This window comes from Saccharopolyspora indica (assembly GCF_027853965.1).
Classification (GTDB): Bacteria; Actinomycetota; Actinomycetes; order Mycobacteriales; family Pseudonocardiaceae; genus Saccharopolyspora; species Saccharopolyspora indica.
Genome location: NZ_JAQGLB010000027.1, coordinates 53,685 through 76,699, shown reverse-complemented (window position 1 = coordinate 76,699; position 23,015 = coordinate 53,685). Strand labels below are relative to the sequence as shown.

The window sequence follows — 23,015 nt, the reverse complement described above, 5'->3', positions numbered from 1 at the left end:
GGGCCACTCCGACCGAGCTCGTCGGGCCGACCGCTCCGGTACAGGTGCTTCGGCGTCCGGATCAGCGGATCACGCCGGCCCGCATGGCCAGCGCGACCATCTGCGCCCGGTCGCCGGTGCCCAGCTTGCGCCCTATCCGCGACAGGTGGCTCTTCACCGTGAGCGCGGAGAGGTTGAGGGCCTCACCGATCTCCTTGTTGGAACGGCCGTCGGCCACCAACTGGAGAACTTCGACCTCTCGCCCGGACAGCTCGCGAGGGGTGTTGTCCGTCCCCGGCACGCGGGTACCGGCGGCAAGCACCGGCGCCACGCTGGGGTCGGCGTACACCCCGCCGTCGAGCACGCGGCGCACGCCGTCGGTGACCACCATCGGCGAGGCCGACTTCAGCAGGTACGCCTGCGCACCTGCTTGGAAGGCGGCCCGTACCGCGTACGGGTCATCGGACGATGCGAGCACCACGATCCGAGGCCATCCCTGGCTCCGGAGTTCGGTGACCAGTTCGATACCGGTCCCGTCCGGAAGCCCGAGATCGAGGATCGCGAGGTCGCACGGACCGGTGGCCAGAGCGCGAGCCCTGGCCTCGGCCATCGATGCGGCCTCGTGCACCGTGCCGGCGCCCATCTGCAGCAACCGGGCGGCGATTGCCTCCCGGAGCAGCGGATGGTCGTCCACCACGAGCACCGTGAACAGCTCTTCCCGCGGGTGCGGGACCATGTTGGCCGGCAAGGTGCCGGCGGGCGTGGTTCGAGCGGCCTGACCTAAGCCGACGGCAGCCACGTCACTACCTCCCTGGAGTCGGTCGTGCCCCCCGACCGGCACCGGGACTCTCGACCAATCAGCCGCGCCACTGATCGACCGAAAGTGGTGTCGTCGGGTGGCAGCGTAACCGCCCAAGCGGGTCAGCGGGACGATCAATCGGGTATCTATCCCGATCGAGTTGTGACCCGACCATGATCACATCGCACTTTCGGGTGACTATCCGCAATCGGCGTAACGTCGGAGCGTGGCCAATCGACGTAACATGAATGCGTATCGTGAAAAACTTGCACAATCAACCGTTTCGCGGCCCCTGGCGGAACTTCGCGAATGAAAACGCGGCTTCGGCGTGTCGCGCAGTGGGCTTGTCGCTGCACCTTACGCGCCGCAATCGGCGGATACAGCCGGTGATCGGACGAAACCGGATCAGTCGCGCGGCGCAACGCCGTTCGACGGACGGCCGAGCATCGACACGCCCTCCGGGGGCAGTCCCGACGCGCTCGCCATCAGCTCGTGGAACGCCGCCGCGTGCGGCCCCAGATCGGCGTCGGTGGCCGTCCACGACCCCCGCAGCTCCAGATCGTGGCTGCGGGAGGGGCCCGCGATGTCGCCGAAGCGGGCCGAGGACGTCAGGGTCACCGTGCCGCCGAGCGCGGTCCACGCCGCCCCGGAGCCTTCGAGCGCATCGGTGAGCCACGACCAGCCGACCGCGGGCAGCAGCGGGTCGGTGGCCAGCTCCGGGTCCAGCTCGGCCCGCAGGTACACCACGAGCCGCAGGACGCCGTCCCACGCCTCCTGGCCCTCCGGGTCGTGCAGCAGGACCAGCCGAGCGGTGGCCAGCTCGCCCGCCGGGCCGTTGGCCTCCGCCGCCAGCGCGTGCGCCCAGGGCGCGAGCCGCTTGGGCGGGCCGACCTCGGAGAGCTCGATCTCCGCTCGCGGGCGGGCCGACGTCAACGTGGCAACTGCCTGCCGAAAAACCTCGGGCGCCGCCGCCATCTCCGTCACGCCGCCGACTCTATGCGGCCGGATGCCAGCGGTGGCGGAGGCACGCCGATCAACATCGATCCGCACCTCGCCGCAGCGGCCCGACCTGCGCCGCCGCGCAATGCCAGTTCGCCGGACCGGGGCTCCGGCCGACATGCGAAGATTGCCGCGCAAGCCCGGTCCGCCGCCGAGGCAGCGCCCGTGCGGTACTCCCGGGATCGATCGACGTACGGACATTGACCCCGATGACGAATCCCGCACCGGTCCCGGCCCGCCGAGACCTCGCCGACGCCCCCTTCCTCGTCGCCGCGCGCGGCGGCACGCCCCGGCACACCCCGGTCTGGTTCATGCGCCAGGCCGGCCGCTCGCTGCCGGAGTACCGGCGGATCCGCGAGGGCGTGCCGATGCTGCAGTCGTGCCTGACCCCGGAGCTGGTCAGCGAGATCACCCTGCAGCCGGTGCGCAGGCACGGCGTGGACGCCGCGATCCTGTTCAGCGACATCGTGCTGCCGCTCTACGCCGCGGGCATCGGCCTGGACATCGTCGCGGGCACCGGGCCGGTGGTGGCCGAGCCGGTCCGCAGCGCCGCCGACGTCGCCGCGCTGCCGCAGCTGGAGGCGGACCAGGTGGAGCCGGTTGCCGAAGCGGTCCGCCTGCTGGTCGGCGAGCTGGGGTCCACGCCGCTGATCGGGTTCGCCGGAGCGCCGTTCACGCTGGCCTCCTACCTCGTGGAGGGCGGCCCCAGCCGCAACCACGAGAAGACCAAGGCGCTGATGCACTCCGACCCGCAGACCTGGCACGCGCTGCTGGAGAAGCTGTCGGAGACCACCCTGCGGTTCCTCCGGGTGCAGCTGGCGGCAGGTGTCGACGCGATCCAGCTGTTCGACTCGTGGGCGGGCGCGCTGTCGCTGCGCGACTACCGCGAGTTCGTGCTGCCGCACAGCGAGCGGATCTTCGCGGGCGTCGCCGAGATCGCCGACGTGCCGAAGATCCACTTCGGGGTCGGCACCGGCGAGCTGCTCGGCGCGATGCGCACCGCCGGGGCCGACGTGGTCGGCGTCGACTGGCGGATCCCGCTGGACGACGCGGCGGCCCGGCTGCGGGCGGCGGCGCCGGACGCGGGCGCGCCGGTGGTGCAGGGCAACCTCGACCCGGCGGTACTGTTCGCCGGGTGGGACGCGGTGGAGCGCGAGGTGCGCCGGATCCTCGCCGAGGGCCAGGCCGCGGGCGGGCACATCTTCAACCTCGGCCACGGGGTGCTGCCGAGCACCGACCCCGAGGTGCTGACCCGGGTCGTCGAACTCGTCCACACCGCGAGCAAGCAGCAGTGATGGCACCGCGGGTCGCAGTGGTCGGCGGCGGCATCGCCGGGCTGGCCGCCGCTCACCGGCTGCGCCGGGAGCTCGGGCCGCAGGCCGAGATCGTGCTGGTCGAGCAGGCCTCCCGCATCGGCGGGAAGCTGCGCACGGTCGAGCTGGCCGGACGGGCCTACGACCTCGGTGCGGAGGCGTTCCTGGCGCGTCGGCCCGAGGTGCTGCGCCTCGCGGACGAGCTGGGCGTGGCGGCCGACGTCGTGCACCCGGGCGGGGTGTCGGCGTCGGTGCACGCCGGTGGCCGCACGCGGCGCCTGCCGACCGGCACCGTGATGGGCGTGCCCGCAGGTCCGGAGGCGGTGCGCGACGTGCTGTCGGAGGCCGGCCTGGCGGCGGTGCGCGCGGAACCGGAGCTGCCGCCGCTGCGGCTCGACGGCGCGGACGTCCCGGTCGGCGAGCTGCTGCGCGGCCGGGTCGGCGACGAGGTCGTGGACCGGCTGGTGGAACCGCTGCTCGGCGGCGTCTACGCGGGCGACTCGAACCGGCTGAGCTTGCGGGCGACGGTCCCGGCCCTGGCGGCGGCGCTGGACGCGGGCGCGGAGTCGATCACCGCGGCGGCCGCTTCGGCGCTGCCCGCGCCGAAGCCCGACGCGCCGAAGCTGCCGGTGTTCGGCGCGTTCCACAGCGGCTACCGGCGGCTGATCGACCAGCTGCTGATCGCCGCCGACGCGCAGCTGCGGCTCGGGCTGCCGGTGCGGGGCCTGACCCGGACCGCGACCGGCTGGCGGCTGGAGATCGGCGCGGCGCCGAGCCCGGAGTTCCTCGACGTCGACGGCGTCGTGCTGGCGGTGCCCGCCCCTTCGGCGCGCCGCCTGCTCCAGGACGTCGTGCCCACCGCCGCGGTCAAGCTCGGCGAGGTGGAGCTGGCCTCCATGGTCGTCGTCGGCTTGGCGCTGCCCGCGGACGTCGCGCTGCCCAACGCCTCGGGCGTGCTGATCGCGCGCGGCGAGCGGCACGCCGACGGAACCCCGTTCACCGCGAAGGCCTTCACCTTCTCCAGCAACAAGTGGCCGCACCTGCGCGGTGCGGGCGGCGAACTGCTGGTGCGCGGCTCGGTCGGCCGGTTCGGCGAGACCGCCGACCTGCGACTGGACGACGCGGAGGTGCAGCGCCGGGTGCGGGCCGACCTCGCCGAGCTGACCGGGATCGCGGCGGAACCGGTGGACTCGGTCGTGCTGCGCTGGGGCGGCGGGTTGCCCCAGTACGGCGTGGGCCACCTGGACCTGATCGCCGACGTGGAGCGAGCGGTGGCCGAGCAGCCGGGCCTGGCGCTCGCCGGTGCGGCGCTGCACGGCGTCGGGGTCCCGGCGTGCGTCGCGACGGGGGAGGCCGCAGCGATGGAGATCACGCGGGCCCTGCTGCGGGGGACCTGCCGGGAAGTGGGACCATGAAGCCATGGCGCGGCTGAACTACGACGAGCTCAACGACACCATCCGCTACACCATGTGGTCGGTGTTCCGCATCGAGCAGGGCACCCTGCCGGAGGACCGGGCCAAGGCGGCTCAGGCGACCCAGGAGTACCTGGACTCGCTGGCCGACTCCGGCGTCGTGGTCCGCGGCGTCTACGACGTCTCCGGGCTGCGGGCCGACGCGGACTTCATGATCTGGTGGCACTCCGAGGAGATCGAGCAGGTCCAGGCGGCCTACACCGGGTTCCGCCGCGAGACGCCGCTCGGGCAGTCCTCCGAGCCGGTGTGGAGCAACGTCGCGCTGCACCGCCCCGCGGAGTTCAACAAGAGCCACATCCCGGCCTTCCTGGCCGGCGAGGACCCGCGCAAGTTCATCTGCGTGTACCCGTTCGTGCGGTCCTACGAGTGGTACCTGCTGCCCGACGACGAGCGCCGCAAGATGCTGGCCGACCACGGCAAGGAAGCCCGCGACTACCCGGACGTCCGGGCGAACACGGTGGCCTCCTTCGCGCTCGGCGACTACGAGTGGATCCTGGCCTTCGAGGCCGACGAGCTGCACCGCATCGTGGACCTGATGCGCCACCTGCGCGGTACCGAGGCCCGCCTGCACGTCCGCGAGGAGATCCCGTTCTACACGGGCACCCGGGTCGACGTGGCCGACCTGGTCACCCGCCTGCCCTGACGATTCCCGGGCGGGACCGCGAGCGATCGCGGCCCCGCCCGGTCATTTCGCCTGCGCGATCTGCTGCGTGGGAGTGTCCGGAGTGGACAGACTCGCGCTGATGGTGCGCTGCATCTGCCGGTGCACGCTGTTGAGCTCCTGCCGCAGCCCCAGCACCTGCCTGCTCAGCGCGTCGCCCTCGGCCAGCGTGTCGGTCTCGACCGCGCGCAGCAGCACCCCGAGCTGCCCGTGCAGGCGGTGGTGCACGTCGACGAACCGGACGATCTGCTGCTGCGTCTCCAACGCCGGCGAGGTGCGCGCCACCGCCTTGATCACGGTCTCCTGCCAGCGCTGCGCCGTCTGCCGGTAGTGCCGGTCGGCGGCCACCCTGTAGTGCGGCGCGACCTGGCCGTCCATGGCGGTGCGGATCAGCTCCTGGCTGCTGTCGACGAGCTCGCGGGCGCTGGTGGTCACCGCGTAGGCCCACTCCCACTGCTCGGTCTGCGTGCTGACCTGGCGCTCCTGCCTGGCCTCCTCCAGCTGGGCCTGCGCGAGCTTGATCTGCTCCCACGCCCGCTCGGCCTGCGCGCGGGCGTTGTGGGCGGCCTTGGTCGACTGCTCGGCATGAGCTTCAGCGGCGGCCACCAGCCGGCGCATCGCCTCGGTCCGCTGCACGGCCGCGCGGGCCTCCCTGCGAGCCAGCCACAGCTGCCAACCGGCGATCCCGACGGCCACGATGGCCAGTCCGGCGGCGATCCACGTGACCAGCTGCTCCCAACTCATGCGCCAAACGCTGACACAACAGCCCGATCGGCTGTTCCAGGAAGGAACAATCTCACGTTGCGATTCCGCAACTGGAGGTGTTCAGGAATCTTCCGGCACCAGGCGGACGGCGATGGAGTTGATGCAGTAGCGCTGGTCGGTGGGGGTGGCGTAGCCCTCGCCCTCGAAGACGTGGCCCAGGTGGCCGTGGCAGGACGCGCACAGGACCTCCACGCGGCGCATGCCGAGCGAGTTGTCCTCGCGGAGGATCACCGCGTCGGTGTCGGCCGGGTCGTAGAACGACGGCCAGCCGCAGTGCGACTCGAACTTGGTCTGGCTGCGGAACAACTCCGCCCCGCACCCCCGGCACTCGTAGACCCCGGTGGTCTTGGTGTCGACGTACTCGCCCTGCCAGGCCGGTTCGGTGGCGGCTTGGCGCAGCACCGCGTACTCGTTCGGGCTGAGCTGCTCGCGCCACTCCTGATCGGTTTTGCTGACCTTCGGGGTACCTGCATCCATGCTTCCACGCTAATCCGTGCCGAGATCAACTGCACTGCCGCCCGGCGAGTCGAACACCACTGCGAGTCAGCCCGCGAAGGTGCTGAAGACGAAGACGAGCGCGTTCCAGACCGTGTACAGGACGCCGAGCAGGATCAGCGCCACCACCAGGACCGCCACCAGGCGGCGGTGACCGTTGGCGCGGTTGGCGCTCTGGGCGAAGTCGCCCACGCCGCGCAGCATGCCCTCGACCGTGGCGTCGGAGTTCGGGCACTGCATCCGGTCGCGGTGCTCCGCGAAGGCCTGGACCTCGGGGTCGTACGGGTCGAGCCCGTCGAGTTCGTCGCCGAGGCGGCCGGGCTGGTCCTCGGGTTCACGGCGCTCCACCGCACCACCGTAGCGCCTCCCCGGTGCGCTGCGGACGATCTGCCGGGTGCGCCGTCCGTGGGTACGCTGCAGTCCGCTCCACTTAGGACAGGAGGCGCCGATGACCGCGCAGCCAGCGGACCTGTTCCGGCCAGAGCTGGACGTCGCAGCACCCGAGCGGCAGCGGCGCTGGACCGTCCTGCTGCGGATCCTGCTGCTGGTACCGCACTTCGTCGTGCTGTGGTTCGTGTCGATCGCGGCCGCGGTGGTGCTGATCGTCGGCTGGTTCGCCGCGCTGGTCCTGGGGCGCCTGCCGGACTGGCTCTCGGAGTTCCTGGCCCTCTACATCGGCTACCAGGCGCGGGTGTCGGCCTACCAGCTGCTGCTCGTCGACAGCTACCCGCCGTTCCTGGTGGACCAGCCGGACTACCCGGTGCGGGTCGAGCTGCGGCCGGGCGAGCTGAACCGGCTGGCGGTGCTCTTCCGGATCGTCCTGGTCATCCCGGCCGCGATCCTCAGCGCGATCGTCGCGCACGGCTGGGCGGTGCTGGCGCTGTTCATCTGGCTGATCGTGCTGGTGCTCGGCCGCACCCCGCGCCCGGTCTTCGACGCCACCTCCGCGGTGCTGCGCTTCGGATTCCGCACCAACGCCTACTTCTACCTGCTCACCGGCGCCTACCCGCGCTACCTGTTCGGCGACGCGCGGGCGGAGGAGAACCCGCCGCGCCAGTCGCCCGGCACGCGCCCGCTGGTGATGTCCAAGGGCGGCCGGGCGCTGCTGGTCGTGTTCATCGTGCTGGGCGTCCTCGGCCTGATCGGCAACGGCGCGGTCCAGGCGACCTACCCGCCGTTCGAGCACTACCCGGACGACTACCAGTACGCGCTGCCGGGCTGAATCAGACGACGGCTTCGGGCCAGCGGCGGAGGATCTCCTCGACCGTCTGCTCCGGGGTCTGGCCCGAGGTGTCCAGCCACAGGCCCAGCCGCGGGGTCTGCTCGTGCAGCACCGCGTTCAGCTCGGCGATCGCCCAGGTGTCGTAGGCGGTCTTGCCGCGGCCCGCCTCCCGGTCGGCGATCGCCTCGACGTCCGGGGCGAGCACCACCACCAGCAGCGGGCGGCTGCGGATCTGCTCGACCAGCTCGGTCAGGTGCTCGCCGAGCACCACGTCCTGGGCGACGACCGCGAAGCCCTCGGCGAAGTAGGCGTCCGCGGTCTGCGCGGTCAGCCGGTGCCGCAGCCGGAGCTGGCGCAGCGCCTCGTCCGACGGCGGCGCGGACATCTCCTCGCGGCCGCCGATCACCATGCGGCGGAACGTGTCGCCGCGCAGGTGCACCGAGCGCGGCAGCCGTTCGGCGATGCCTTGCGCGATGGTGGACTTGCCTGCGGCCTGGATGCCGGTGATCAGCAGGATGGCGCGGTCGAGCACGGTGCTCCTTCGGTCGGAGGAGTCGATCATGCCACCGGTCGCCCGATCCGTCGCGCGGATTTCCGTCCGGTTACTGATTGCAATGAATACATAGGTACTGATCAGCTCGTTGGCGGACACCGGTTCGCTCGGGCAGCGGTGTCGGCGTTGCTCCGCAGGCGAGCACCATCGCAACTGCCGGAATCACCCACGAAGCGGGAGGCCACCATGGTCCGCACCGAAGTCGAGCGCGCTCCGCAACCCCAGGGCGGCTGCAGCTGCTGCGGCAGCTGCAGCGGTCCGTCCTGTGGCTGCTGCTCCAGCTGCGGCTGAGCGGCGCGGGTCTGCCCGGGGTGTTTGCGGGATCACTCCGGGCAGGCCATGCCGTCGGTCGGCACGGTGCCCTGCTGCAGGAACCGGGTGACGGCACCGGTGACGCACTGGGAGCGGCCGATGGCGCCGTGCCCGGAACCCTGCCAGCGCACCAGCACCCCGGTCGGCAGCTGCTCGGCCATGTGCTCGCTGCCCGCTTCGAGCACCAGCGGGTCGTTCGCGGTGCTGATCACCGGGATCGGCGGCAGGTCGGGACGGCGCGGCGCGGGCAGCGGTTGCTGCGGAACCGGCCACGACCCGCACCACACCAGCCGCTGCACGGCGGCCCCGCCGAACAGCGGGAACCTGTTCACCCAGTCCTTCGCGAGATCACCGGCGCGCTGCGGCGGCACCCGGAGCGTGGTGTCGTTGCAGCTGGTGATCAGCTCGCCGTCCAGCCACGGCGGGTTGATGCCCTGCGCGGTGACCAGCGGCGCGCTGAGCTCCGCCAGCCCGGCACCGTCGCCGCGGTCGGCCGCCGCCAGCGCATCGGCCAGCGCGGGCCAGTTCTTCCGATCGCTCAGGCCGAGCAGGATCGCCTGCACCACGCGGCCGCTGCCGATGGTGGTGTTCCCGGCCGGTAGCGGCACCTGGCGCGTGCGCTCGACGAGGCCGTCGACGGTCTTGCGCGGTTCCGGTCCCAGCGGGCAGCCGCGACCGGCGCAGTCCGCGGCGAAGACGTCGAAGACGTGCTCGGCGGCCTGAGCTTCGTGCTCCGCCTGCCCGATGGCGTCGCGGGTCGGATCCGGCGCGCCGTCCAGCACCATCCGGCCCACCGAGGTCGGGAAGCGCTCGGCGTAGGTGGTCAGCAGCCGCGAGGCCTCGCCGCGGCCGATCGCGTGCAGCTTCGGCACGCCCAGGTCCAGGCGCAGCTCTTCGAGATCGGACGCGGCCCGCCAGGTGTCGTAGGCCTGCAACCGCTCGTCGAGGTCGAGCAGGCACTCCTGGCTCGCCCGCAGCACCGGGTCCAGCAGCCGGTCCAGCTGAGCGCGGTCGGTGGCGCGCGCGTCGAAGTCGACGATGGCTTCGCGCTGCGGCTGCGGGACGCAGGCGGCGGGATCGGATTCGCCGGTGCCGCGCCGGTCCATGCCGATGATGTCGAAGGTGTTCAGCAGCTCGGGCAGCTGGACGGCCATGCGCGCGGCGAACGTGGTGCCGGGCTCGCCGCCGACGTCGCCGGCCACCACCAGCGGCACGCGCTGGCCGGAACCGACGCGCAGCAGCGAGTTGCGCGCGGTGCCGCGTTCGGGTGCTTCCGGCGAGTCGAGCGTGCTGAGCAGCTGCGAGCAGCTGACGGTCATCCCCGCCGGCAGCTCGCCGAGCTCCGCGCGGGTCTGGTCGGTGCAGTCCGACCACAGGAGCATGTCGTCGCTGGGCCCGCCGAGCTCCGGGACGGGCGCCGGTTTCGGCGGCTGCGGGGCGGGCGCGACCTGCTGATCGCCGTCCTGGAACGCGACCGCCGGGCGGTCCGACGGGCCGGCCGAGCACGCCGCGAGGACCACCAGCAGCAACGGCAGCAGCACGGCCCCGGCCCGGTGAGAGGTGCGCGGCACGGGTACTCCTCGTCGGCGACGCGGTGGCGGAACCCGGTCAGCATCGCATGATCGAGGTGAGGCCCCGGTGAGGGCCCTGACATTCCGCTGGGCGTCCCGGCGGCGCGGAGTTAACGTGCGGCGGTAAGCGGACTCCGGATTCGTGAGGGGCAACGTGCACGTCGCGCAGATCGGCTCGGGCGCATCGTCGAGCAGGCGGCCGTTCAGCTGGGGCCAGGCACCGGCGAGAGCGCTCGGGGCGATCCCGCCGCCGATGCTGGTGCTGGTGGGCGTGATCAGCCTGCAGGTCGGCGCCGCCTTCGCCAAGCAGCTGTTCACCATGGCGGGCGCCTCCGGGGTGGTGGCGCTGCGGTTGACCTTCGCGGCGCTGATCCTGCTGGCCGTCTGGCGCCCGTCGCTGCGGATGGACCGGCGGACGCTGGCGGTGGTGGCCGGTTACGGCGCGGTGCTGGCGGGCATGAACGTCTGCATCTACCAGGCGTTCGAGCGGATCCCGCTGGGCGCGGCGGTGACCATCGAGTTCCTCGGCCCGCTGGTGGTGGCGGTGATCGGCTCGCGCCGCAAGCTGGACCTGGTGTGGGCGGCGCTGGCCGGGCTCGGCGTGTTCCTGCTGGCGCGCGTCGAAGGCGGCCTGGACCCGGTCGGCGTGGGCTTCGCGCTCGCGGCGGGGGCGATGTGGGCGGGCTACATCCTGGTCGGTGCGAAGCTCGGCAGCCGGACCACCGGTGGTTCCGGCCTGGCTCTGGGCATGGCCTTCGGCGCGCTGGTGGCGGCGCCGTTCGGCATCGCCGAGGCGGGCACGGCGCTGCTGCACCCGGCGGTCCTCGTGGCAGGCCTGGTGGTGGCGCTGATGTCCTCGGTGATCCCGTACTCCCTGGAACTGGAAGCGCTGCGCCGCATGCCGCCGAGGGTCTTCGGCGTCCTGATGAGCCTGGAACCGGCGGTGGCGGCCCTGGCGGGCCTCCTGGTCCTGGGCGAGCTCCTCGGCGTCTGGCAGTGGGTGGCGATCGCCTGCGTGGTCATCGCCTCGGTGGGCGCGGTCGGCATGACCAAGTCCGGACCCAAACCCGAGGACACCGGCGCCAACTAGCTCCGCGCGGCTGGCCGGGTGCCGTGAGTGCTTCGGGGTGCTATAGCCCCTCGAAACACTCACGGGTGCTGACCTGGCTGAACCGTCAGACCATCGGGAGCTTCGCGGGGCGGAGGGCTCGCATCAGGGTCAGGAGGGTCTTGTTGAGGGGCACCGGGATTCCGTGCTTCTCGGCAGCCCGGACCAGCGGGCCGGTGATGTGCTCGTGCTCGGTGGGCAGGCCTGCGAGCCGGTCGTAGAGCATCGACGTGCCGTTGGTCGGCGGGAACTTGTCGATGTAGTCCGCCAGCACCTGCTCGGCGTCGTCGTGGGTGAGGTCGGCGCCTTCGGCGCGGGCCACCTCGACCGCTTCGGCGAGGATGCCCCCGCACAGTTCGCGCACGTCCGGTTCGGCCAGCACGTCGAGGCGGCGCAGGGCGAGCGCGGTGATCGGGTTCGGTGCCAGGTTGGTCAGCATCTTGCGCCACACCGCCGTGTGGAAGCGCTCGGTGGGGCGGACGGTCAGCGGCCCGCCGGAGATCAGCTCGGCGAACCGCTCGCCGACCGCGCCCGCCTCGACCTGCATGGTGACGGGGGAGCGGCGCACCACGCGGCCGGGGCGCACCCGCTCGGCCGCGACGTAGATCAGCGCGGGCAGCACCGGGCCGCGCAGGCCCATCCCGGCGACCGATTCGCGGTGCTCGACGCCGTTCTGCACCACCACGATCGGCGCGCGGCCGTCGTCCAGCCGCTGCAACCAGCCCGCCGCGCTCGGCACGTCCTGGACCTTGGTGGTCAGCAGGATCCAGTCGGCGCCACGCACCGCGCCGGGCTCGGTCACCACCGTCGCCGGGACCTCCGCGGCACCGTCCGGGGTTTCCACCGTCAACCGGTCGAACGGCGTGCGCACGCACAACGTCACCTGGTGCCCGGCGGCGTGCGCTGCCGCCGCGAGAACCCCGCCGATACCGCCCGAGCCGATGATCGCGATGTGCACGGCACGGACATTACCCGCCCGAGCGGTCCACCTCGCCGGTCAGCACCGCGTCCAGGTCGTAGCGCGTCGGTTCGTCCAGCTGGTCGTAGCGGCAGGACTCCGGGTCGCGGTCCGGCCGCCACCGCACGAACTGGGTGGTGTGGCGGAAGCGCGCGGGGTGCCCGCCCTCGGTGTGGTCGTAGGAGACCTCGACGACCCGCTCCGGCCGCAGCGGGACCCAGGGCTGCTCGCTGCTGTTCCAGCGGTTGACCGAGCCGGGCAGCCGGCGGCCCGTCGCGTTCGGGCCCACCCACGGGTGCTCGCCGTCGGTGATGAGCCCGGCGAGCTCGGTGGCCAGCTCGCGCCGCCGGGCGGCGGGGAACGCGCCCACGACGCCGACGTGGTGCAGCACGCCGTGCTCGTCGTGCAGGCCCAGCTGCAGCGAGCCCACCGCGGTGCCGGGCTCGGTCTTGGCGTGCCAGCGCAGCCCGGCCACCACGCAGTCGGCGGTGCGCGAGTGCTTGATCTTGAGCATGGTCCGCTTGCCGGGCAGGTAGGCGCCGCCGGTGGGCTTGGCGATGATGCCGTCCAGCCCGGCGCCCTCGAAGGTCCGGAACCACTCCGCCGCGGTGTCCGGGTCGTCGGTGACCGGCGTGGTGCGCAGGCCGACGTGGTCGAGGCCGAGACCGGCGAGCAGTTCGCGGCGCTCGGTCTGCGGGGCCTCGGTGAGGTCGCGGTCGTCGAGGGCCAGCAGGTCGAAGGCGATGAAGGTGGCCGGGGTCTGCTCGGCGAGCAGCCGGACGCGGCTGGCGGCCGGGTGGATGCGCTCGCTCAGGGCGTCCCAGTCCAGCCGGTCGCCTGCGTCGTCGCGCTGGGTCACCACCAGCTCGCCGTCGAGCACCGCGGGCCGGTCGAGGTGCTCGGCGACGCCTGCCAGCACCTCCGGGAAGTAGCGGTCGAGGGACCGGCCGGTGCGGGACTGCAGCTGCACCGGCGGATCGGCCTGCGGATCGGCGAACACCAGGCAGCGGAAGCCGTCGAACTTCGGTTCGAAGAGCAGTCCGCCTCGCCGGGGGATGCCGTCGGTCGGGCTGGCCAGCATCGGTTTCACCGGTGGCTGCAGGGGGAGCACAGCGGACCTCCTCGGTCAGCGGACGCGTTGGCGGGGCGCCCGGTCCAGTCGCAGGCGGATCGCCGTGGGCAAGGTATCGGTCCCCAGCGCTTCGCGGGCGCGGGAGAGGACTTTCGCGTCGAGGTCCTCCCACACCTGCCGGACGTTGGTGCCCTCCTGCAGGGACAGCGTCAGGCGCAGCGACGGGCGCCGCTCGTCACCGGCCATCCGCACGTGCGCCCGGTTGACGCCGGTGACCTGCTCGGCGTCGGCGCGCACCGCTTCGGTCAGCGCCGCGGCGGTCACCGTCAGCTCGGCGCTGCCGCGCTCCAGCCGCACGTCCGGCCGGGACTCCGGGCGCAGCGCCCGGATCACCCACCACAGGCCCAGGGCGAACAGCAGCACGCCGAGCACGATCGCGATCACGAGGGCGAGCCGCGAGTTGTCGCTCAGCCACTGCACCAGGATCGGGTCGGCCAGCGGGCGCTGCGCCCGGAAGAGACCGAGCCAGCCGGTTCCGACCAGCAGCACCGCGGCGCCGAGCAGCACGGCGATCAGCGCGATCACCGTGACGACACCGCGTTCGAAGCCCAGAGCGCGACCGGTGGGCGTGGTGCTCGGCTTGATCCGGTCCCGCCGCTCCGCGTTCTTCAGCGGTGGTTGCGTCCGGATCGATCTCTCGTTCTCGTGGCTGGGTTGCATCACGGTCCCCTGAGGTGCGGTTGAGCAGGGCTCGATACGAGAGGTGTCATCGCCGCTCCTTGGGCGTGCTCACCGACACCAGGACCTTCGGAGTGGTGCGCAGCGGGAGGTCGTGCACGGCGTGCTCGGCGGCTTCGGTCAGTCGGCCGCGCAGATCGCCGGTGTCGCGGAACTGCGAGCTGGCTCGGACCTGGACGCGCTTGGCGCTCGCGGTCACCGAGGCGGTGGCGACGCCGTCCTGGTCGCGCACCTGGTGACCGACCAGTCGCGCCAGCGAGCGCGGATCGGTCGTGACCGTGACCTCCGGCGCGGGATCGTGCAGGCGGATCTCGCGCCGTCGCGAGGTCGTCGCGACCAGCAGCAGGAGCAGCCCGGCCACGAGCACCACGGCGGCGCTCGCCCGGACCGGGGCGTCGTCCCACGACACCACGCTCAGCGCGGCGTGGACGCGCTGCCAGGGAACGATCAGGGCACCGGTGCCCGGCCGCACCAGCGCGCCCACCGCTTCGATCACCAGCACCGCACCGGCAGCGGCGGCGGCCAGGCCGAGCAACGTCGTGATCAGCCGAACGACAAAGCGCATGTGCTCACTCCACCCGGGGCGGTGCGTCCGCGGCGACCAGCGCGGACACGGTGACGTCGACGGTGCGCACCTGGCAGTCGGTCAGGCGCGCCAGCTCCTCGCCGATCCGGGTGCGCAGCGCCGCGACGGCTTCGCGGACCGGCGCCGGGTAGCGCAGCGCCACGTCGAGCCGGATGCGCAGCGCGTCGTCCGGGCCCGAGACCTGGGCGCTGGCCCCGTGCTCGCCGAGCCCGAGCCCGCCGATCCGGCGGCGCGTCCGCGCGCACCCCGGGTCCTGGTCGGCGGTGTGCTCGGCGATCTTGCGCAGGACCGAGCGGCTGATCTGCAACCGGCCCCGGTCGGCGGGGTCGGCGCGCTCGGCGGTGCCGGTGCTCATCGGTCCCGCCCGCGGCCCAGGATGTCGCCGATCTCCAGCTCGCCGTCCAGCAGCCTGCCGACCACCAGCCCGAGCGCGCCGACCAGCAGCGCGATCAGGAAGCCGGTGAATCCGCCGAGCGCGGCGGCCGCGCCGAGGATGAGCCCGGCGAGCAGCCCGGTCTGTGTCCAATTCATCTGGCAAACCCTCCAAGGGGACTGTCTTCGGCTTGTACTCAGCGGACTCGGGGCGGGCGGTTGCGGCGGGCCCGCCAGCCGCGGAACCGGTGCACCAGGCCGCGGACCCCGCGCGGCCGGTGCACGATCACGACCGGCGCGTCGTAGCGGTCGCGGCCCGCGCGCAGTTCGGCGAGCCCGGCGGCGAAGGCCTCCGGGTCGCCGCCGACGTCCGGGTGGTGGGCCCGGACGAACGCGCGGATCGCGCGGCGGGTCTCCAGATCCTGCTGCACAGCGACCATCATGCGCCCTCCGGCGGTTCTCCAGGCACGACCACGTCGGCCACGGTGATGTCCACCGGGACGCCGCCCGCGATCGCGGCCAGCTCACCGCGCAGCTCGGCCAGCACTTCCGGCAGCGGCCGGTCCAGCCGCAGCACCACCGCGACCTCGACCGCGCGCTCGCCCACCCGGACCCCGGTGATCCGCTGCCCGGGCTGGTAGGTGGCGATCTCGCCGTACTGCCCGCCGTGCAGCCGCGCCACCGCGGGATGGGCGAGCGCCCGGTCGGCGAGCTGGCTGGCGGAAACCTGCTCCGGCATTCGGCGGACGTCCTCCTGGATGTCAGGGCCTGCTGGTGGTCGTTTTGCGTGGCGGTGCGGGTGGCGGAACCTGAGTGCTTCCCTGGACTGCGGGTGCCCCTCCTGATGTATGAACGAATACACGGCGGAGGGGCCGTCCTCGCCAGGAAACCACTCAGAACCCGCGGCGGTGCGAGCTGCGTGCGTACTCAAAGCGGCTGCCGCCGCTTGCACAAGCGCGGACGGCTACGCCGACAGGCTTCTTGGTGGTCATTCGACGCGGGAAGCGGCCGGCTGGGCGGGTTCCTCGCCGTCCTCGTTGGGCAGGTGGATGTCGTTGACCGCGATGTTGACCTCGATGACCTCCAGCCCGGTCATCCGCTCGACCGCGGTGATCACGTTGCGCCGCACCGCGCGCGCGAGGTCCACGATGGACGCGCCGTACTCGACCACGATGTCCAGGTCGACCGCGGCCTGCTTCTCGCCCACCTCGACCTGCACGCCGGAGGTGGAGGAGGTGCCGCTACCACCCGGGATCCGCTCCCGGATCGCGCCGAACGCCCGGGAGACGCCGCCGCCCATCGCGTACACGCCGGAGATCTCGCGGGCCGCGATGCCCGCGATCTTCTGCACCACCGAGGCCGCGATGGTCGTCTTGCCCTGGGAGGTGTCGTCGGCCAGCCGGTCCGGCGCCGTGCTCGTGCGCGTCTCCGGGATCCGGCGGCTCTCGGTGCTGCCGCGCTCGGTCGCGTTCTGGGTGCTCCCGCTGTTCTGAGCCATGGAAATGACGCTCCTTCCCGGTTGTGCCGGCGCCGCGTCGGCCCGGCGTGTTCTGGTACGAGTCGGATGCGCGCATCCGACGTGATCTTGCGCGGCTGTGGGCCACGTCACCATTCTCATCTCGGCGGCTCGACGTCGACGATGCGCACCCACACCTCCGGCGCACCCGCGCCGAGGACGTCCCGCAGGGCGGCGACCAGGTCCTGCTGGACCTGCTCGGCAAGGCTCGCGGGCAGCAGGTAGCGGACCGCCAGGTCCACCCGCACCTCGTCGGCGTCGCCGACGCAGCCGCGCAGGTGCGCGCCCGGGTGGCGGGTGAGGATCTCCGCGCACAGCTGGCGCGTCAGCAGCACCACCGCCTGCGGGTGGATCCGCAGCGCGCCGCCCTCCTGGGCGAGTTCGACCGGCGCGGCGCCGCGCCCGCCGCGCACCCCGCGAACCGTCATCAAGGCGCGTTCCACCAGGCCGTGCGGCGGTTCGACCGGGATCTGCGCGGTGCGCCGCACAGGGGCCCAGACGGCCTTCAGCTCCGCCAGCTCGGCCTGGCAGTGCGGGCAGGTCCGGACGTGCTCGGCGAGTTCCGGCGGGGCGCTGTCGGCGAGGACGTCGAGCAGCTCGGCGTCGGTTCGGCCGCAGGGCAGCACCCGGTCGGCGGAGTGATCAGCCATCGCGCATCTCCCGCAACCTGGCCAGCAGCGTCGTGCGCGCCCGGTGCAGCCGGGAGCGCAGCGCGGGCACCGGCACTTCGAGCACCTCCGCGATCTCCTCGTAGCTCATGCCCTCCAGCTCGCGCAGCACCAGCGGCACGCGTTGCGAGGGTTCGAGCGTGTCGATGGCCCGGTGCACGAGCGCGGCCTCCTCGCTGCGGACCGCGTGCCCTTCAGGGTCGACCGTGCCGCGGTCGGAGATCAACTCGGCGGTCGGTTCCAGCGGCACCGTGGGCTTGCGGCGGCGCACCTGGGCCAGGGCCGCGTTGGTGACCACCCGGTACAGCCAGGTCGTCGGGGCCGAATCGCCGCGGAACCTGGCCAGCCCGCGCCAGGCCGACACCCACGCCTCCTGCACCGCGTCCTCGGCCTCCGCGGAATCCCCGAGGACGCGGTAGGCGACGCGGTACATGGTGGCGGTGTGCCTGCGGACCAGCTGGTCGAAGGCGGCCGCGTCGCCGCGTTGCGCGGCGGCCACGAGCGCCTCGTCGGTGCCGGCCCCAACAGTCACTCGCGCATTCTCGCGTAACGCAGCAGGAGCAGCGATTCCGCGTGCAGAACCGAGTCCAGCCGCATGCTCCGCGGCGGCTCGGCGCCGGACCCCACCGCGATCCGGCCGGCGTCGCCGCTGGCCAGCAAGGGGGAGAGGGTCAGGCACAGCTCGTCGACGAGGTCCTGGTCGATCAGCGAGCCGAACAGCCTCGGTCCGCCTTCGCAACCGATGCGCCGCAGCCCTCGCTCGGCCAGCGCGTCCAGCGCCACCCGCAGATCCACCTCGGCGTCGCCGGTGACCACGACGTCGGCGCCCGCGTCGGCGAGCTCGGCCCGCCGCCGCCCGGGCGCGGCCTCGGTGGTGAGCACGATCGGCGGCACCGCGGTGTCGGTCAGCAGCGGCGAATCCGGGGGCAGCGAGGCGCGGGCGGTGACCAGCGCGATCGGCGGGATCTCCGACAGGCCGTGGCGCTCGCGCCGCTCCGCGCGGACCTCGGTGCGCTTGATCCCGCGGTAGCCCTCGGCCAGCGCGGTGCCCACGCCGACCAGCACCACGTCGGAGAGATCCCGGATCAGGCCCAGCACGCGCTGGTCCACCGGCGCCGACAGGCCGCGCGAACTGCCGTGCACGGTCACCGCGCCGTCCAGGCTGGAGACGAAGTTGACCCGAACCCACGGGCGGTCCAGCTGCTCGGGGAAGGCGTAGAACCGTTCCAGCTCGTCGTCGACCCGTCGCGCGCCGTCCAGCGGCCAGAGCTCGTCCACCACGTGCCCGATTCCACCACGTCCGGCGCCTCGGCGGGTGAGCAGGAGCACGTGCCCGCGCGGCCGGACCGCGAGGTGGCCGCGAACCTGGTTCTTTGTCTTGAAACGCCGGAGGCGTTTAGCCCGCCCTCGCAGCTTTCACCGCCGCGGGTTCTCAGAGTCCGCCTGGCGAGGACGGCCCGGCTGCCGTGTATTGGCATACATAAAGCCGGGCACCCGCAGTCCAGGCGGGCTCTGAGGTTCCGCTACCGGCACCGCTACGCAAAACGAGTGACATGGCTTCTTATAGAGTCGGCGCATGAGTTTTCCGCGTCTGGCAGACCGCCGTCCCGAGCTCACCCCGGACGAGCTGGTCCAGGCGATGACTCCGCCGCCGATGTTCGACGCGGTCCGCTTCGACACCTACGTGCCCAACCCCGACGAGCCCAGCCAGGCGGCCGCGGTCCGGGAGTGCGCGGCGTTCGCCGAGCGGATCAACGCCGACGGCGGCGGGTCGTGGCTGCGCGGGATGTTCGGCAAGAAGAAGGCCGATGGCGGCAAGCGGGGCCTCTACCTCGACGGCGGCTTCGGCGTCGGCAAGACCCACCTGCTCGCCTCGCTGTGGCACGCCACCGAAGGGCGCAAGGCCTTCGGCACGTTCGTCGAGGTCACCGGCCTGGTCGGCGCGCTGGGCTTCGCCGAGACGGTGCGGCGGCTGTCCGAGCACAAGCTGCTGGCCATCGACGAGTTCGAGCTGGACGATCCCGGCGACACGATGCTGGTCACCCAGCTGATCGCCAAGCTCACCGACGCGGGCGTGCACATCGCGGCCACCTCCAACACGCTGCCGGACAAGCTCGGCGAGGGCCGGTTCGCGGCGGCGGACTTCCTCCGCGAGATCCACGCGATGTCGGCGCGCTTCGGCGTCCTGCGGGTCGACGGCCCGGACTACCGGCACCGCGGGCTGCCCGACGCGCCGCCGCCGATGAGCGACGACGAGCTGGTCCGACTGGCGGAGGCGACCGACGGTTCGACGCTGGACGACTTCGACGAGCTGTGCGACTTCCTCGCCGGGCTGCACGCCTCGAAGTACGGCCGCCTGGTCGACGGCGTGACCGCGGTGCACCTCAGCGGCGTCCACGCCGCGCCGGACCAGGACGTGGCGCTGCGCCTGGTGGCCCTGGCCGACCGGCTCTACGACCGCTCGATCCCGGTGCGCGTCTCGGGCGAGGCGCTGTCGGCGCTGTTCACCGAGGAGATGCTGCAGGGCGGCTACCGGAAGAAGTACCTCCGCGCGATCAGCCGCCTGACGGCCCTCTCCCGGGACCTCGCCACCTCCTGACCGCCCTTTCCGGTGAAACCCGGCTCGGTCCGAACGCAGCCCCCACCAGCGCGAACGCCGTCCGCGCGGTGGGGGCTGCGTCAATTTCGTACGAAATTGACCGCTGCCCGGGTGACGGCGGGGTTCAGCGGGCCAGGACTTCGGTGATGGCGTCCAGGCCGGTGTCGAGCTCGTCGCGGGTGATCACCAGGGGCGGGGCCAGGCGCAGGGTGGTGTCCTGGGTTTCCTTGCACAGGACACCGCGCTCGACGAGGGCTTCGCTGGCCTCGCGGCCGGTCGGGCCGCCCGGGGCGATCTCCACGCCTGCCCACAGCCCGCGCCCGCGGACCTCCAGCACTCCGCGGCCGACGAGCTCGCCGAGCCGGGCGTGCATGTGGGCGCCGAGGTCGCGCGAGCGCTCCTGGAACTCGCCGGTGCTCAGCAGGCGGATCACAGCGCGCCCGACGGCGCAGGCCAGCGGGTTGCCGCCGAAGGTGGAGCCGTGCTGGCCGGGGCGCAGGACGCCGAGGACGTCGTCGCGGCCCACCACCGCGGACACCGGCAGGATGCCGCCGCCGAGCGCCTTGCCGAGGGTGTAGAGGTCGGCGCGGATGCCGTCGTGCTCGCTGGCCAGCAGTTCACCGGTGCGGGCCAGGCCGGACTGGATCTCGTCGGCGATCAGCAGCGCGCCGTGCTCGTCGCAGAGCCGCCGCAGCCGCGGCAGGTAGTCGGCGGGCGGCACGATCACGCCCGCCTCGCCCTGGATCGGCTCGACCAGCACCGCCGCGGTGCGCTCGCTGATGGCCGCTTCCACCGCTGCGGCGTCGCCGTACTCGGTGATGCGGAAGCCCGGCGTGTACGGCCCGAACCCGTCGTGCGCGACCGGGTCGGTGGAGAACGACACGATGGTGGTGGTGCGGCCGTGGAAGTTGGAGCCGGCGACGATGATCTCCGCCTGGTTCTCCGGCACGCCCTTGACCTGGTAGGCCCACTTCCGGGCGATCTTGATGGCGGACTCGACGGCCTCCGCGCCGGAGTTCATCGGCAGCACCCGGTCGGTGCCGGTGAGCTCGGCGAGCTCGCGGCAGAACGGGCCGAGCTGGTCGTGGTGGAACGCGCGGCTGGTCAGCGTGACCCGGCCGAGCTGCTCGGTGGCGGCGGCGACCAGCGCGGGGTGCCGGTGGCCGAAGTTCAGCGCCGAGTACCCGGCCAGGAAGTCCAGGTGGCGCCGTCCGTCCACATCGGTCATCCAGGCGCCGTCGGCCTCGGCGATCACGACCGGCAGCGGGTGGTAGTTGTGCGCGCTGTACTGGTCGTCGAGGGCGCGGAGACCGGCGGCCTTCGACGAAGCTTCGAGGTGCGACGGAACGGCTGTCATGGACACAAGGCTATGTCGCAGGTGGCGAAGATTTCAGCCGCTAGGCGTTGCTTGCGATGGCACTTCGTTGCGTGGTCAACGCCGGTGTCGTCTGATCGTTGTTTCATCGAGGGAACTGGGCGTCGGCTTGACATCATGTGGCCGACGGGGGATTCGCAGCGGCGGAAGGCGGGACATCGATGCCGGACGAGGGTGAGTACCGGGTGTACCTGGGTGCCTACACGGGCGCGGATTCGGCGGCCGACGGCATCCGGTCGGCCACCGCCGACGGGCGCGGTTCGCTGCGGTGCGCCGAAGGCGTCGCCGAGATCCACGACCCGTCGTTCCTGGCGCTCGCGCCGGACGGGTCGACGCTGTTCGCGGTCAGCGAGGAGCGCGACGGCCGGGTCTTCGCGCTGGAGGTCCGCGACGACGGAACCCTCCGCGAGCTGAACTCGCAGCCGACCCTCGGCGCGGCTCCGTGCCACCTGAGCGTGCACCCGTCCGGGAAGTACCTGCTGACCGCGAACTACGAGTCCGGCAACGTGGTGGTGCACCCGATCGACGCCGGCGGTGTGCTGCGCGAACCGTGCCACGTGGTGCAGCACAGCGGCAGCGGCCCGAACCCGCAGCGCCAGGAGGGCCCGCACGCGCACCAGGTGCTGCCCGATCCCACCGGCCGGTTCGTGCTGGCGGTGGACCTGGGCACCGATTCGATCTACACCTACGACTTCGACGCGGACAGCGGGCACCTGATGCTCCGGCACGAGCTGGCGCTGCGCGCCGGGACCGGGCCCCGGCACCTGGCGTTCCACCCGGACGGCAAGCGCGCCTACCTGGTCAACGAGCTGGCGTCGTCGGTCACCGAGCTCGGCTACGACCCGTCCTCGGGTGCCTTGGAGCCGGGGCGGACGCTCAGCTCGCTGCCGCCGGACCACGGGCGGCCGAGCCTGGCCGCCGAGGTGGTGGTGACCCCGGACGGCCGGTTCGTGCTGGCCTCCAACCGCGGCCACGACAGCATCGCGGTCTTCCGGACCGATGCCGGCGACGGCGAGTTCCGGCTGCTCGGCATCCACCCGGCGGGAGTGGCCGAGCCCCGCCACATCGCGCTGTCCCCGGACGGCGGGGTCCTGTTCGCGGCGGGCCAGCGCAGCGACGACGTGCAGGCGTTCGCGATCTCGCCGCAGGGCGAGCTGACCCCGCTCGGCGACCCGGTCGCCACTCCGACGCCAGTCTGCATCCTGCCGGTGCCATGATGGCACCACACTTTTCGGGTGCCTCCATATCGCATCGTATTCGCAGGTGAAGCGCTAGTTCGCGCGGTCGGCCCAGGGTGTTGCTCGGCTTGATGAGCCACCCCGGGCTTGCGATGGCACCGATGTGATGCCATGATGGTGCCATGGATCTCACGACGTACGTCGACAACCTGCGCCACCAGCTCGCCGTCGCGGCCGAAGCGAGCGGGGAGGACGCCCGGGCGCTCGCCGAGCGCCTCACCGCGCCGCTCGACTCGGCCGTCCGGCTGACCCTGCTGGACGCGCTGTCGGACGCTGCCGACGAGATCACCCGGGACCTCGCCCCGGGCTCGGTCGACCTGCGGCTGCGCGGCGGGAATCCCGGCTTCGTCGTGACCCCGCCGCCTGCCGAGGAGGCCGCCGAAGCCGAGGCGGAGCCGGAGCAGCCGGAGCCGTCGGCCCCGCAGGAGGGCGACGACGGGGCCATGACGCGGATCAACCTCCGCCTGCCCGAGCACCTCAAGGCGCAGATCGAGACGGCCGCCAACCGCGACGGCCTGTCGGCCAACGCCTGGCTCGTGCGAGCCGCGTCCGCCGCGCTGGAATCCGGACGCCGCACCACCCGCCGCGCCGCGCGCGGCGGCCAGCACTACACCGGCTGGGTTCGCTAACCACCACCGGAACTT

At 72.7% G+C, this 23,015-nt stretch carries 28 protein-coding genes; 8 read left to right on the top strand and 20 right to left on the bottom strand.

Translation table 11 applies throughout. The features are described from left to right. Positions 1–61: 61 nt before the first annotated feature. Together OU416_RS36160 and OU416_RS36155 are read right to left on the bottom strand one after the other, a co-directional pair. Positions 62–778, bottom strand: coding sequence for a response regulator (locus OU416_RS36160; RefSeq protein WP_010695004.1), 717 nt, complete (start codon positions 776–778; stop codon positions 62–64). Between the two features lie 405 nt (positions 779–1,183). Continuing rightward, entirely contained in the window at positions 1,184–1,762 is a 579-nt protein-coding gene (locus OU416_RS36155; RefSeq protein ID WP_270931586.1) for a DUF3000 domain-containing protein, read from the bottom strand. A gap of 224 nt (positions 1,763–1,986) precedes the next feature. On the opposite strand from OU416_RS36155, the gene hemE reads away from it, so the two are divergent. Genes hemE through hemQ form a run of 3 tightly spaced genes read left to right on the top strand, consistent with a single transcriptional unit; the run spans position 1,987 to position 5,205 of the window. Then, a complete protein-coding gene (hemE, locus tag OU416_RS36150; RefSeq protein WP_270931585.1) occupies positions 1,987–3,072 on the top strand; it encodes a uroporphyrinogen decarboxylase in 1,086 nt (361 codons plus the stop codon). Further along, the gene (gene hemG / locus OU416_RS36145) at positions 3,072–4,505 is read left to right on the top strand and encodes a protoporphyrinogen oxidase (protein WP_270931584.1); all 1,434 of its coding nucleotides are present in this window, start codon (positions 3,072–3,074) and stop codon (positions 4,503–4,505) included. Before hemE ends, hemG begins: the two co-directional genes overlap by 1 nt. Positions 4,506–4,509: 4 nt before the next feature. Continuing rightward, the gene (gene hemQ / locus OU416_RS36140; RefSeq protein WP_270931583.1) at positions 4,510–5,205 is read left to right on the top strand and encodes a hydrogen peroxide-dependent heme synthase; all 696 of its coding nucleotides are present in this window, start codon (positions 4,510–4,512) and stop codon (positions 5,203–5,205) included. A 42-nt stretch (positions 5,206–5,247) separates the two neighbouring features. On the opposite strand, the gene OU416_RS36135 is transcribed toward hemQ, so the two are convergent. The 3 genes from OU416_RS36135 to OU416_RS36125 all read right to left on the bottom strand — a co-directional run bounded on the left by OU416_RS36135 (position 5,248) and on the right by OU416_RS36125 (position 6,831). Further along, positions 5,248–5,967, bottom strand: coding sequence for a hypothetical protein (locus tag OU416_RS36135; RefSeq protein ID WP_270931582.1), 720 nt, complete (start codon positions 5,965–5,967; stop codon positions 5,248–5,250). Positions 5,968–6,048: 81 nt separating this feature from the next. Further along, positions 6,049–6,465 (bottom strand): peptide-methionine (R)-S-oxide reductase MsrB, encoded by a 417-nt coding sequence (gene msrB / locus OU416_RS36130; protein WP_270931581.1) that lies wholly within the window; start codon positions 6,463–6,465, stop codon positions 6,049–6,051. A gap of 66 nt (positions 6,466–6,531) precedes the next feature. Then, complete coding sequence (locus OU416_RS36125; protein ID WP_270931580.1) at positions 6,532–6,831, bottom strand: hypothetical protein; 300 nt, start codon at positions 6,829–6,831, stop codon at positions 6,532–6,534. A 100-nt stretch (positions 6,832–6,931) separates the two neighbouring features. Here OU416_RS36125 and OU416_RS36120 point away from each other — a divergent pair, with 100 nt between their 5' ends. After that, a complete protein-coding gene (locus OU416_RS36120; protein ID WP_270931579.1) occupies positions 6,932–7,705 on the top strand; it encodes a DUF4389 domain-containing protein in 774 nt (257 codons plus the stop codon). A 1-nt stretch (position 7,706) separates the two neighbouring features. Here OU416_RS36120 and OU416_RS36115 read toward each other — a convergent pair whose 3' ends face one another. After that, the gene (locus OU416_RS36115; protein WP_270931578.1) at positions 7,707–8,267 is read right to left on the bottom strand and encodes an AAA family ATPase; all 561 of its coding nucleotides are present in this window, start codon (positions 8,265–8,267) and stop codon (positions 7,707–7,709) included. A 314-nt stretch (positions 8,268–8,581) separates the two neighbouring features. Next, on the bottom strand, positions 8,582–10,141 hold the full coding sequence (locus OU416_RS36110; protein ID WP_270931577.1) for an alpha/beta hydrolase: 1,560 nt from the start codon (positions 10,139–10,141) through the stop codon (positions 8,582–8,584). A 142-nt stretch (positions 10,142–10,283) separates the two neighbouring features. Here OU416_RS36110 and OU416_RS36105 point away from each other — a divergent pair, with 142 nt between their 5' ends. After that, positions 10,284–11,231: an EamA family transporter gene (locus OU416_RS36105; protein ID WP_372907134.1), complete on the top strand. Its 948-nt coding sequence runs from the start codon at positions 10,284–10,286 to the stop codon at positions 11,229–11,231. Between the two features lie 85 nt (positions 11,232–11,316). Here OU416_RS36105 and OU416_RS36100 read toward each other — a convergent pair whose 3' ends face one another. The 12 genes from OU416_RS36100 to OU416_RS36045 all read right to left on the bottom strand — a co-directional run bounded on the left by OU416_RS36100 (position 11,317) and on the right by OU416_RS36045 (position 18,440). Further along, on the bottom strand, positions 11,317–12,207 hold the full coding sequence (locus tag OU416_RS36100) for a 2-dehydropantoate 2-reductase (RefSeq protein ID WP_270931576.1): 891 nt from the start codon (positions 12,205–12,207) through the stop codon (positions 11,317–11,319). Positions 12,208–12,217: 10 nt separating this feature from the next. After that, positions 12,218–13,318 carry an ATP-dependent DNA ligase gene (locus OU416_RS36095; RefSeq protein WP_270931575.1) on the bottom strand — a complete coding sequence of 367 codons (1,101 nt, stop codon included), beginning with the start codon at positions 13,316–13,318 and terminating at the stop codon, positions 12,218–12,220. Positions 13,319–13,333: 15 nt separating this feature from the next. After that, the gene (amaP, locus tag OU416_RS36090; protein WP_270931574.1) at positions 13,334–13,999 is read right to left on the bottom strand and encodes an alkaline shock response membrane anchor protein AmaP; all 666 of its coding nucleotides are present in this window, start codon (positions 13,997–13,999) and stop codon (positions 13,334–13,336) included. 46 nt (positions 14,000–14,045) lie between these two features. Further along, positions 14,046–14,582 carry a DUF6286 domain-containing protein gene (locus OU416_RS36085; RefSeq protein WP_270931573.1) on the bottom strand — a complete coding sequence of 179 codons (537 nt, stop codon included), beginning with the start codon at positions 14,580–14,582 and terminating at the stop codon, positions 14,046–14,048. 4 nt (positions 14,583–14,586) lie between these two features. Then, positions 14,587–14,958, bottom strand: a complete 372-nt coding sequence (locus OU416_RS36080) for an Asp23/Gls24 family envelope stress response protein (protein WP_270931572.1) — start codon at positions 14,956–14,958, stop codon at positions 14,587–14,589. Further along, a complete protein-coding gene (locus OU416_RS36075; protein ID WP_093157530.1) occupies positions 14,955–15,134 on the bottom strand; it encodes a hypothetical protein in 180 nt (59 codons plus the stop codon). Before OU416_RS36075 ends, OU416_RS36080 begins: the two co-directional genes overlap by 4 nt. A 38-nt stretch (positions 15,135–15,172) precedes the next feature. Further along, positions 15,173–15,418: a hypothetical protein gene (locus OU416_RS36070; protein WP_270931571.1), complete on the bottom strand. Its 246-nt coding sequence runs from the start codon at positions 15,416–15,418 to the stop codon at positions 15,173–15,175. Beyond that, on the bottom strand, positions 15,415–15,714 hold the full coding sequence (locus OU416_RS36065) for a hypothetical protein (RefSeq protein WP_270931570.1): 300 nt from the start codon (positions 15,712–15,714) through the stop codon (positions 15,415–15,417). The genes OU416_RS36070 and OU416_RS36065 overlap by 4 nt, the downstream gene beginning before the upstream one ends. A 249-nt stretch (positions 15,715–15,963) precedes the next feature. Then, complete coding sequence (locus OU416_RS36060) at positions 15,964–16,473, bottom strand: Asp23/Gls24 family envelope stress response protein (RefSeq protein ID WP_270931569.1); 510 nt, start codon at positions 16,471–16,473, stop codon at positions 15,964–15,966. Between the two features lie 116 nt (positions 16,474–16,589). After that, entirely contained in the window at positions 16,590–17,141 is a 552-nt protein-coding gene (locus OU416_RS36055) for an anti-sigma factor family protein (protein ID WP_270931568.1), read from the bottom strand. Further along, positions 17,134–17,691 (bottom strand): RNA polymerase sigma factor, encoded by a 558-nt coding sequence (locus tag OU416_RS36050; protein ID WP_270931567.1) that lies wholly within the window; start codon positions 17,689–17,691, stop codon positions 17,134–17,136. Before OU416_RS36050 ends, OU416_RS36055 begins: the two co-directional genes overlap by 8 nt. Continuing rightward, complete coding sequence (locus OU416_RS36045) at positions 17,688–18,440, bottom strand: pyrimidine reductase family protein (RefSeq protein ID WP_270931566.1); 753 nt, start codon at positions 18,438–18,440, stop codon at positions 17,688–17,690. Before OU416_RS36045 ends, OU416_RS36050 begins: the two co-directional genes overlap by 4 nt. 295 nt (positions 18,441–18,735) lie before the next feature. Between OU416_RS36045 and zapE the strand changes: the two genes are divergently transcribed. Next, a complete protein-coding gene (gene zapE, locus OU416_RS36040) occupies positions 18,736–19,758 on the top strand; it encodes a cell division protein ZapE (protein WP_270931565.1) in 1,023 nt (340 codons plus the stop codon). Between the two features lie 124 nt (positions 19,759–19,882). Here zapE and rocD read toward each other — a convergent pair whose 3' ends face one another. After that, positions 19,883–21,115: an ornithine--oxo-acid transaminase gene (gene rocD, locus OU416_RS36035; RefSeq protein WP_270931564.1), complete on the bottom strand. Its 1,233-nt coding sequence runs from the start codon at positions 21,113–21,115 to the stop codon at positions 19,883–19,885. 179 nt (positions 21,116–21,294) lie between these two features. Between rocD and OU416_RS36030 the strand changes: the two genes are divergently transcribed. Together OU416_RS36030 and OU416_RS36025 are read left to right on the top strand one after the other, a co-directional pair. Beyond that, complete coding sequence (locus OU416_RS36030) at positions 21,295–22,350, top strand: lactonase family protein (protein WP_270931563.1); 1,056 nt, start codon at positions 21,295–21,297, stop codon at positions 22,348–22,350. A gap of 143 nt (positions 22,351–22,493) precedes the next feature. Continuing rightward, the gene (locus OU416_RS36025; RefSeq protein ID WP_270931562.1) at positions 22,494–23,000 is read left to right on the top strand and encodes a toxin-antitoxin system HicB family antitoxin; all 507 of its coding nucleotides are present in this window, start codon (positions 22,494–22,496) and stop codon (positions 22,998–23,000) included. The last annotated feature ends 15 nt before the right edge of the window (positions 23,001–23,015 follow it).

Excerpts from the sequence above, each read along its gene's own strand:
- hemE (WP_270931585.1), top strand. The coding sequence starts at position 1,987 with ATGACGAATCCCGCACCGGTCCCGGCCCGCCGAGACCTCGCCGACGCC.
- hemG (WP_270931584.1), top strand. The coding sequence starts at position 3,072 with ATGGCACCGCGGGTCGCAGTGGTCGGCGGCGGCATCGCCGGGCTGGCC.
- hemQ (WP_270931583.1), top strand. The coding sequence starts at position 4,510 with ATGGCGCGGCTGAACTACGACGAGCTCAACGACACCATCCGCTACACC.
- OU416_RS36135 (WP_270931582.1), bottom strand. The coding sequence starts at position 5,967 with ATGAGTTGGGAGCAGCTGGTCACGTGGATCGCCGCCGGACTGGCCATC.
- msrB (WP_270931581.1), bottom strand. The coding sequence starts at position 6,465 with ATGGATGCAGGTACCCCGAAGGTCAGCAAAACCGATCAGGAGTGGCGC.
- OU416_RS36120 (WP_270931579.1), top strand. The coding sequence starts at position 6,932 with ATGACCGCGCAGCCAGCGGACCTGTTCCGGCCAGAGCTGGACGTCGCA.
- OU416_RS36115 (WP_270931578.1), bottom strand. The coding sequence starts at position 8,267 with ATGATCGACTCCTCCGACCGAAGGAGCACCGTGCTCGACCGCGCCATC.
- amaP (WP_270931574.1), bottom strand. The coding sequence starts at position 13,999 with ATGCAACCCAGCCACGAGAACGAGAGATCGATCCGGACGCAACCACCG.
- OU416_RS36085 (WP_270931573.1), bottom strand. The coding sequence starts at position 14,582 with ATGCGCTTTGTCGTTCGGCTGATCACGACGTTGCTCGGCCTGGCCGCC.
- OU416_RS36080 (WP_270931572.1), bottom strand. The coding sequence starts at position 14,958 with ATGAGCACCGGCACCGCCGAGCGCGCCGACCCCGCCGACCGGGGCCGG.
- OU416_RS36075 (WP_093157530.1), bottom strand. The coding sequence starts at position 15,134 with ATGAATTGGACACAGACCGGGCTGCTCGCCGGGCTCATCCTCGGCGCG.
- OU416_RS36070 (WP_270931571.1), bottom strand. The coding sequence starts at position 15,418 with ATGATGGTCGCTGTGCAGCAGGATCTGGAGACCCGCCGCGCGATCCGC.
- OU416_RS36065 (WP_270931570.1), bottom strand. The coding sequence starts at position 15,714 with ATGCCGGAGCAGGTTTCCGCCAGCCAGCTCGCCGACCGGGCGCTCGCC.
- OU416_RS36060 (WP_270931569.1), bottom strand. The coding sequence starts at position 16,473 with ATGGCTCAGAACAGCGGGAGCACCCAGAACGCGACCGAGCGCGGCAGC.
- OU416_RS36055 (WP_270931568.1), bottom strand. The coding sequence starts at position 17,141 with ATGGCTGATCACTCCGCCGACCGGGTGCTGCCCTGCGGCCGAACCGAC.
- zapE (WP_270931565.1), top strand. The coding sequence starts at position 18,736 with ATGAGTTTTCCGCGTCTGGCAGACCGCCGTCCCGAGCTCACCCCGGAC.
- rocD (WP_270931564.1), bottom strand. The coding sequence starts at position 21,115 with ATGACAGCCGTTCCGTCGCACCTCGAAGCTTCGTCGAAGGCCGCCGGT.
- OU416_RS36030 (WP_270931563.1), top strand. The coding sequence starts at position 21,295 with ATGCCGGACGAGGGTGAGTACCGGGTGTACCTGGGTGCCTACACGGGC.
- OU416_RS36025 (WP_270931562.1), top strand. The coding sequence starts at position 22,494 with ATGGATCTCACGACGTACGTCGACAACCTGCGCCACCAGCTCGCCGTC.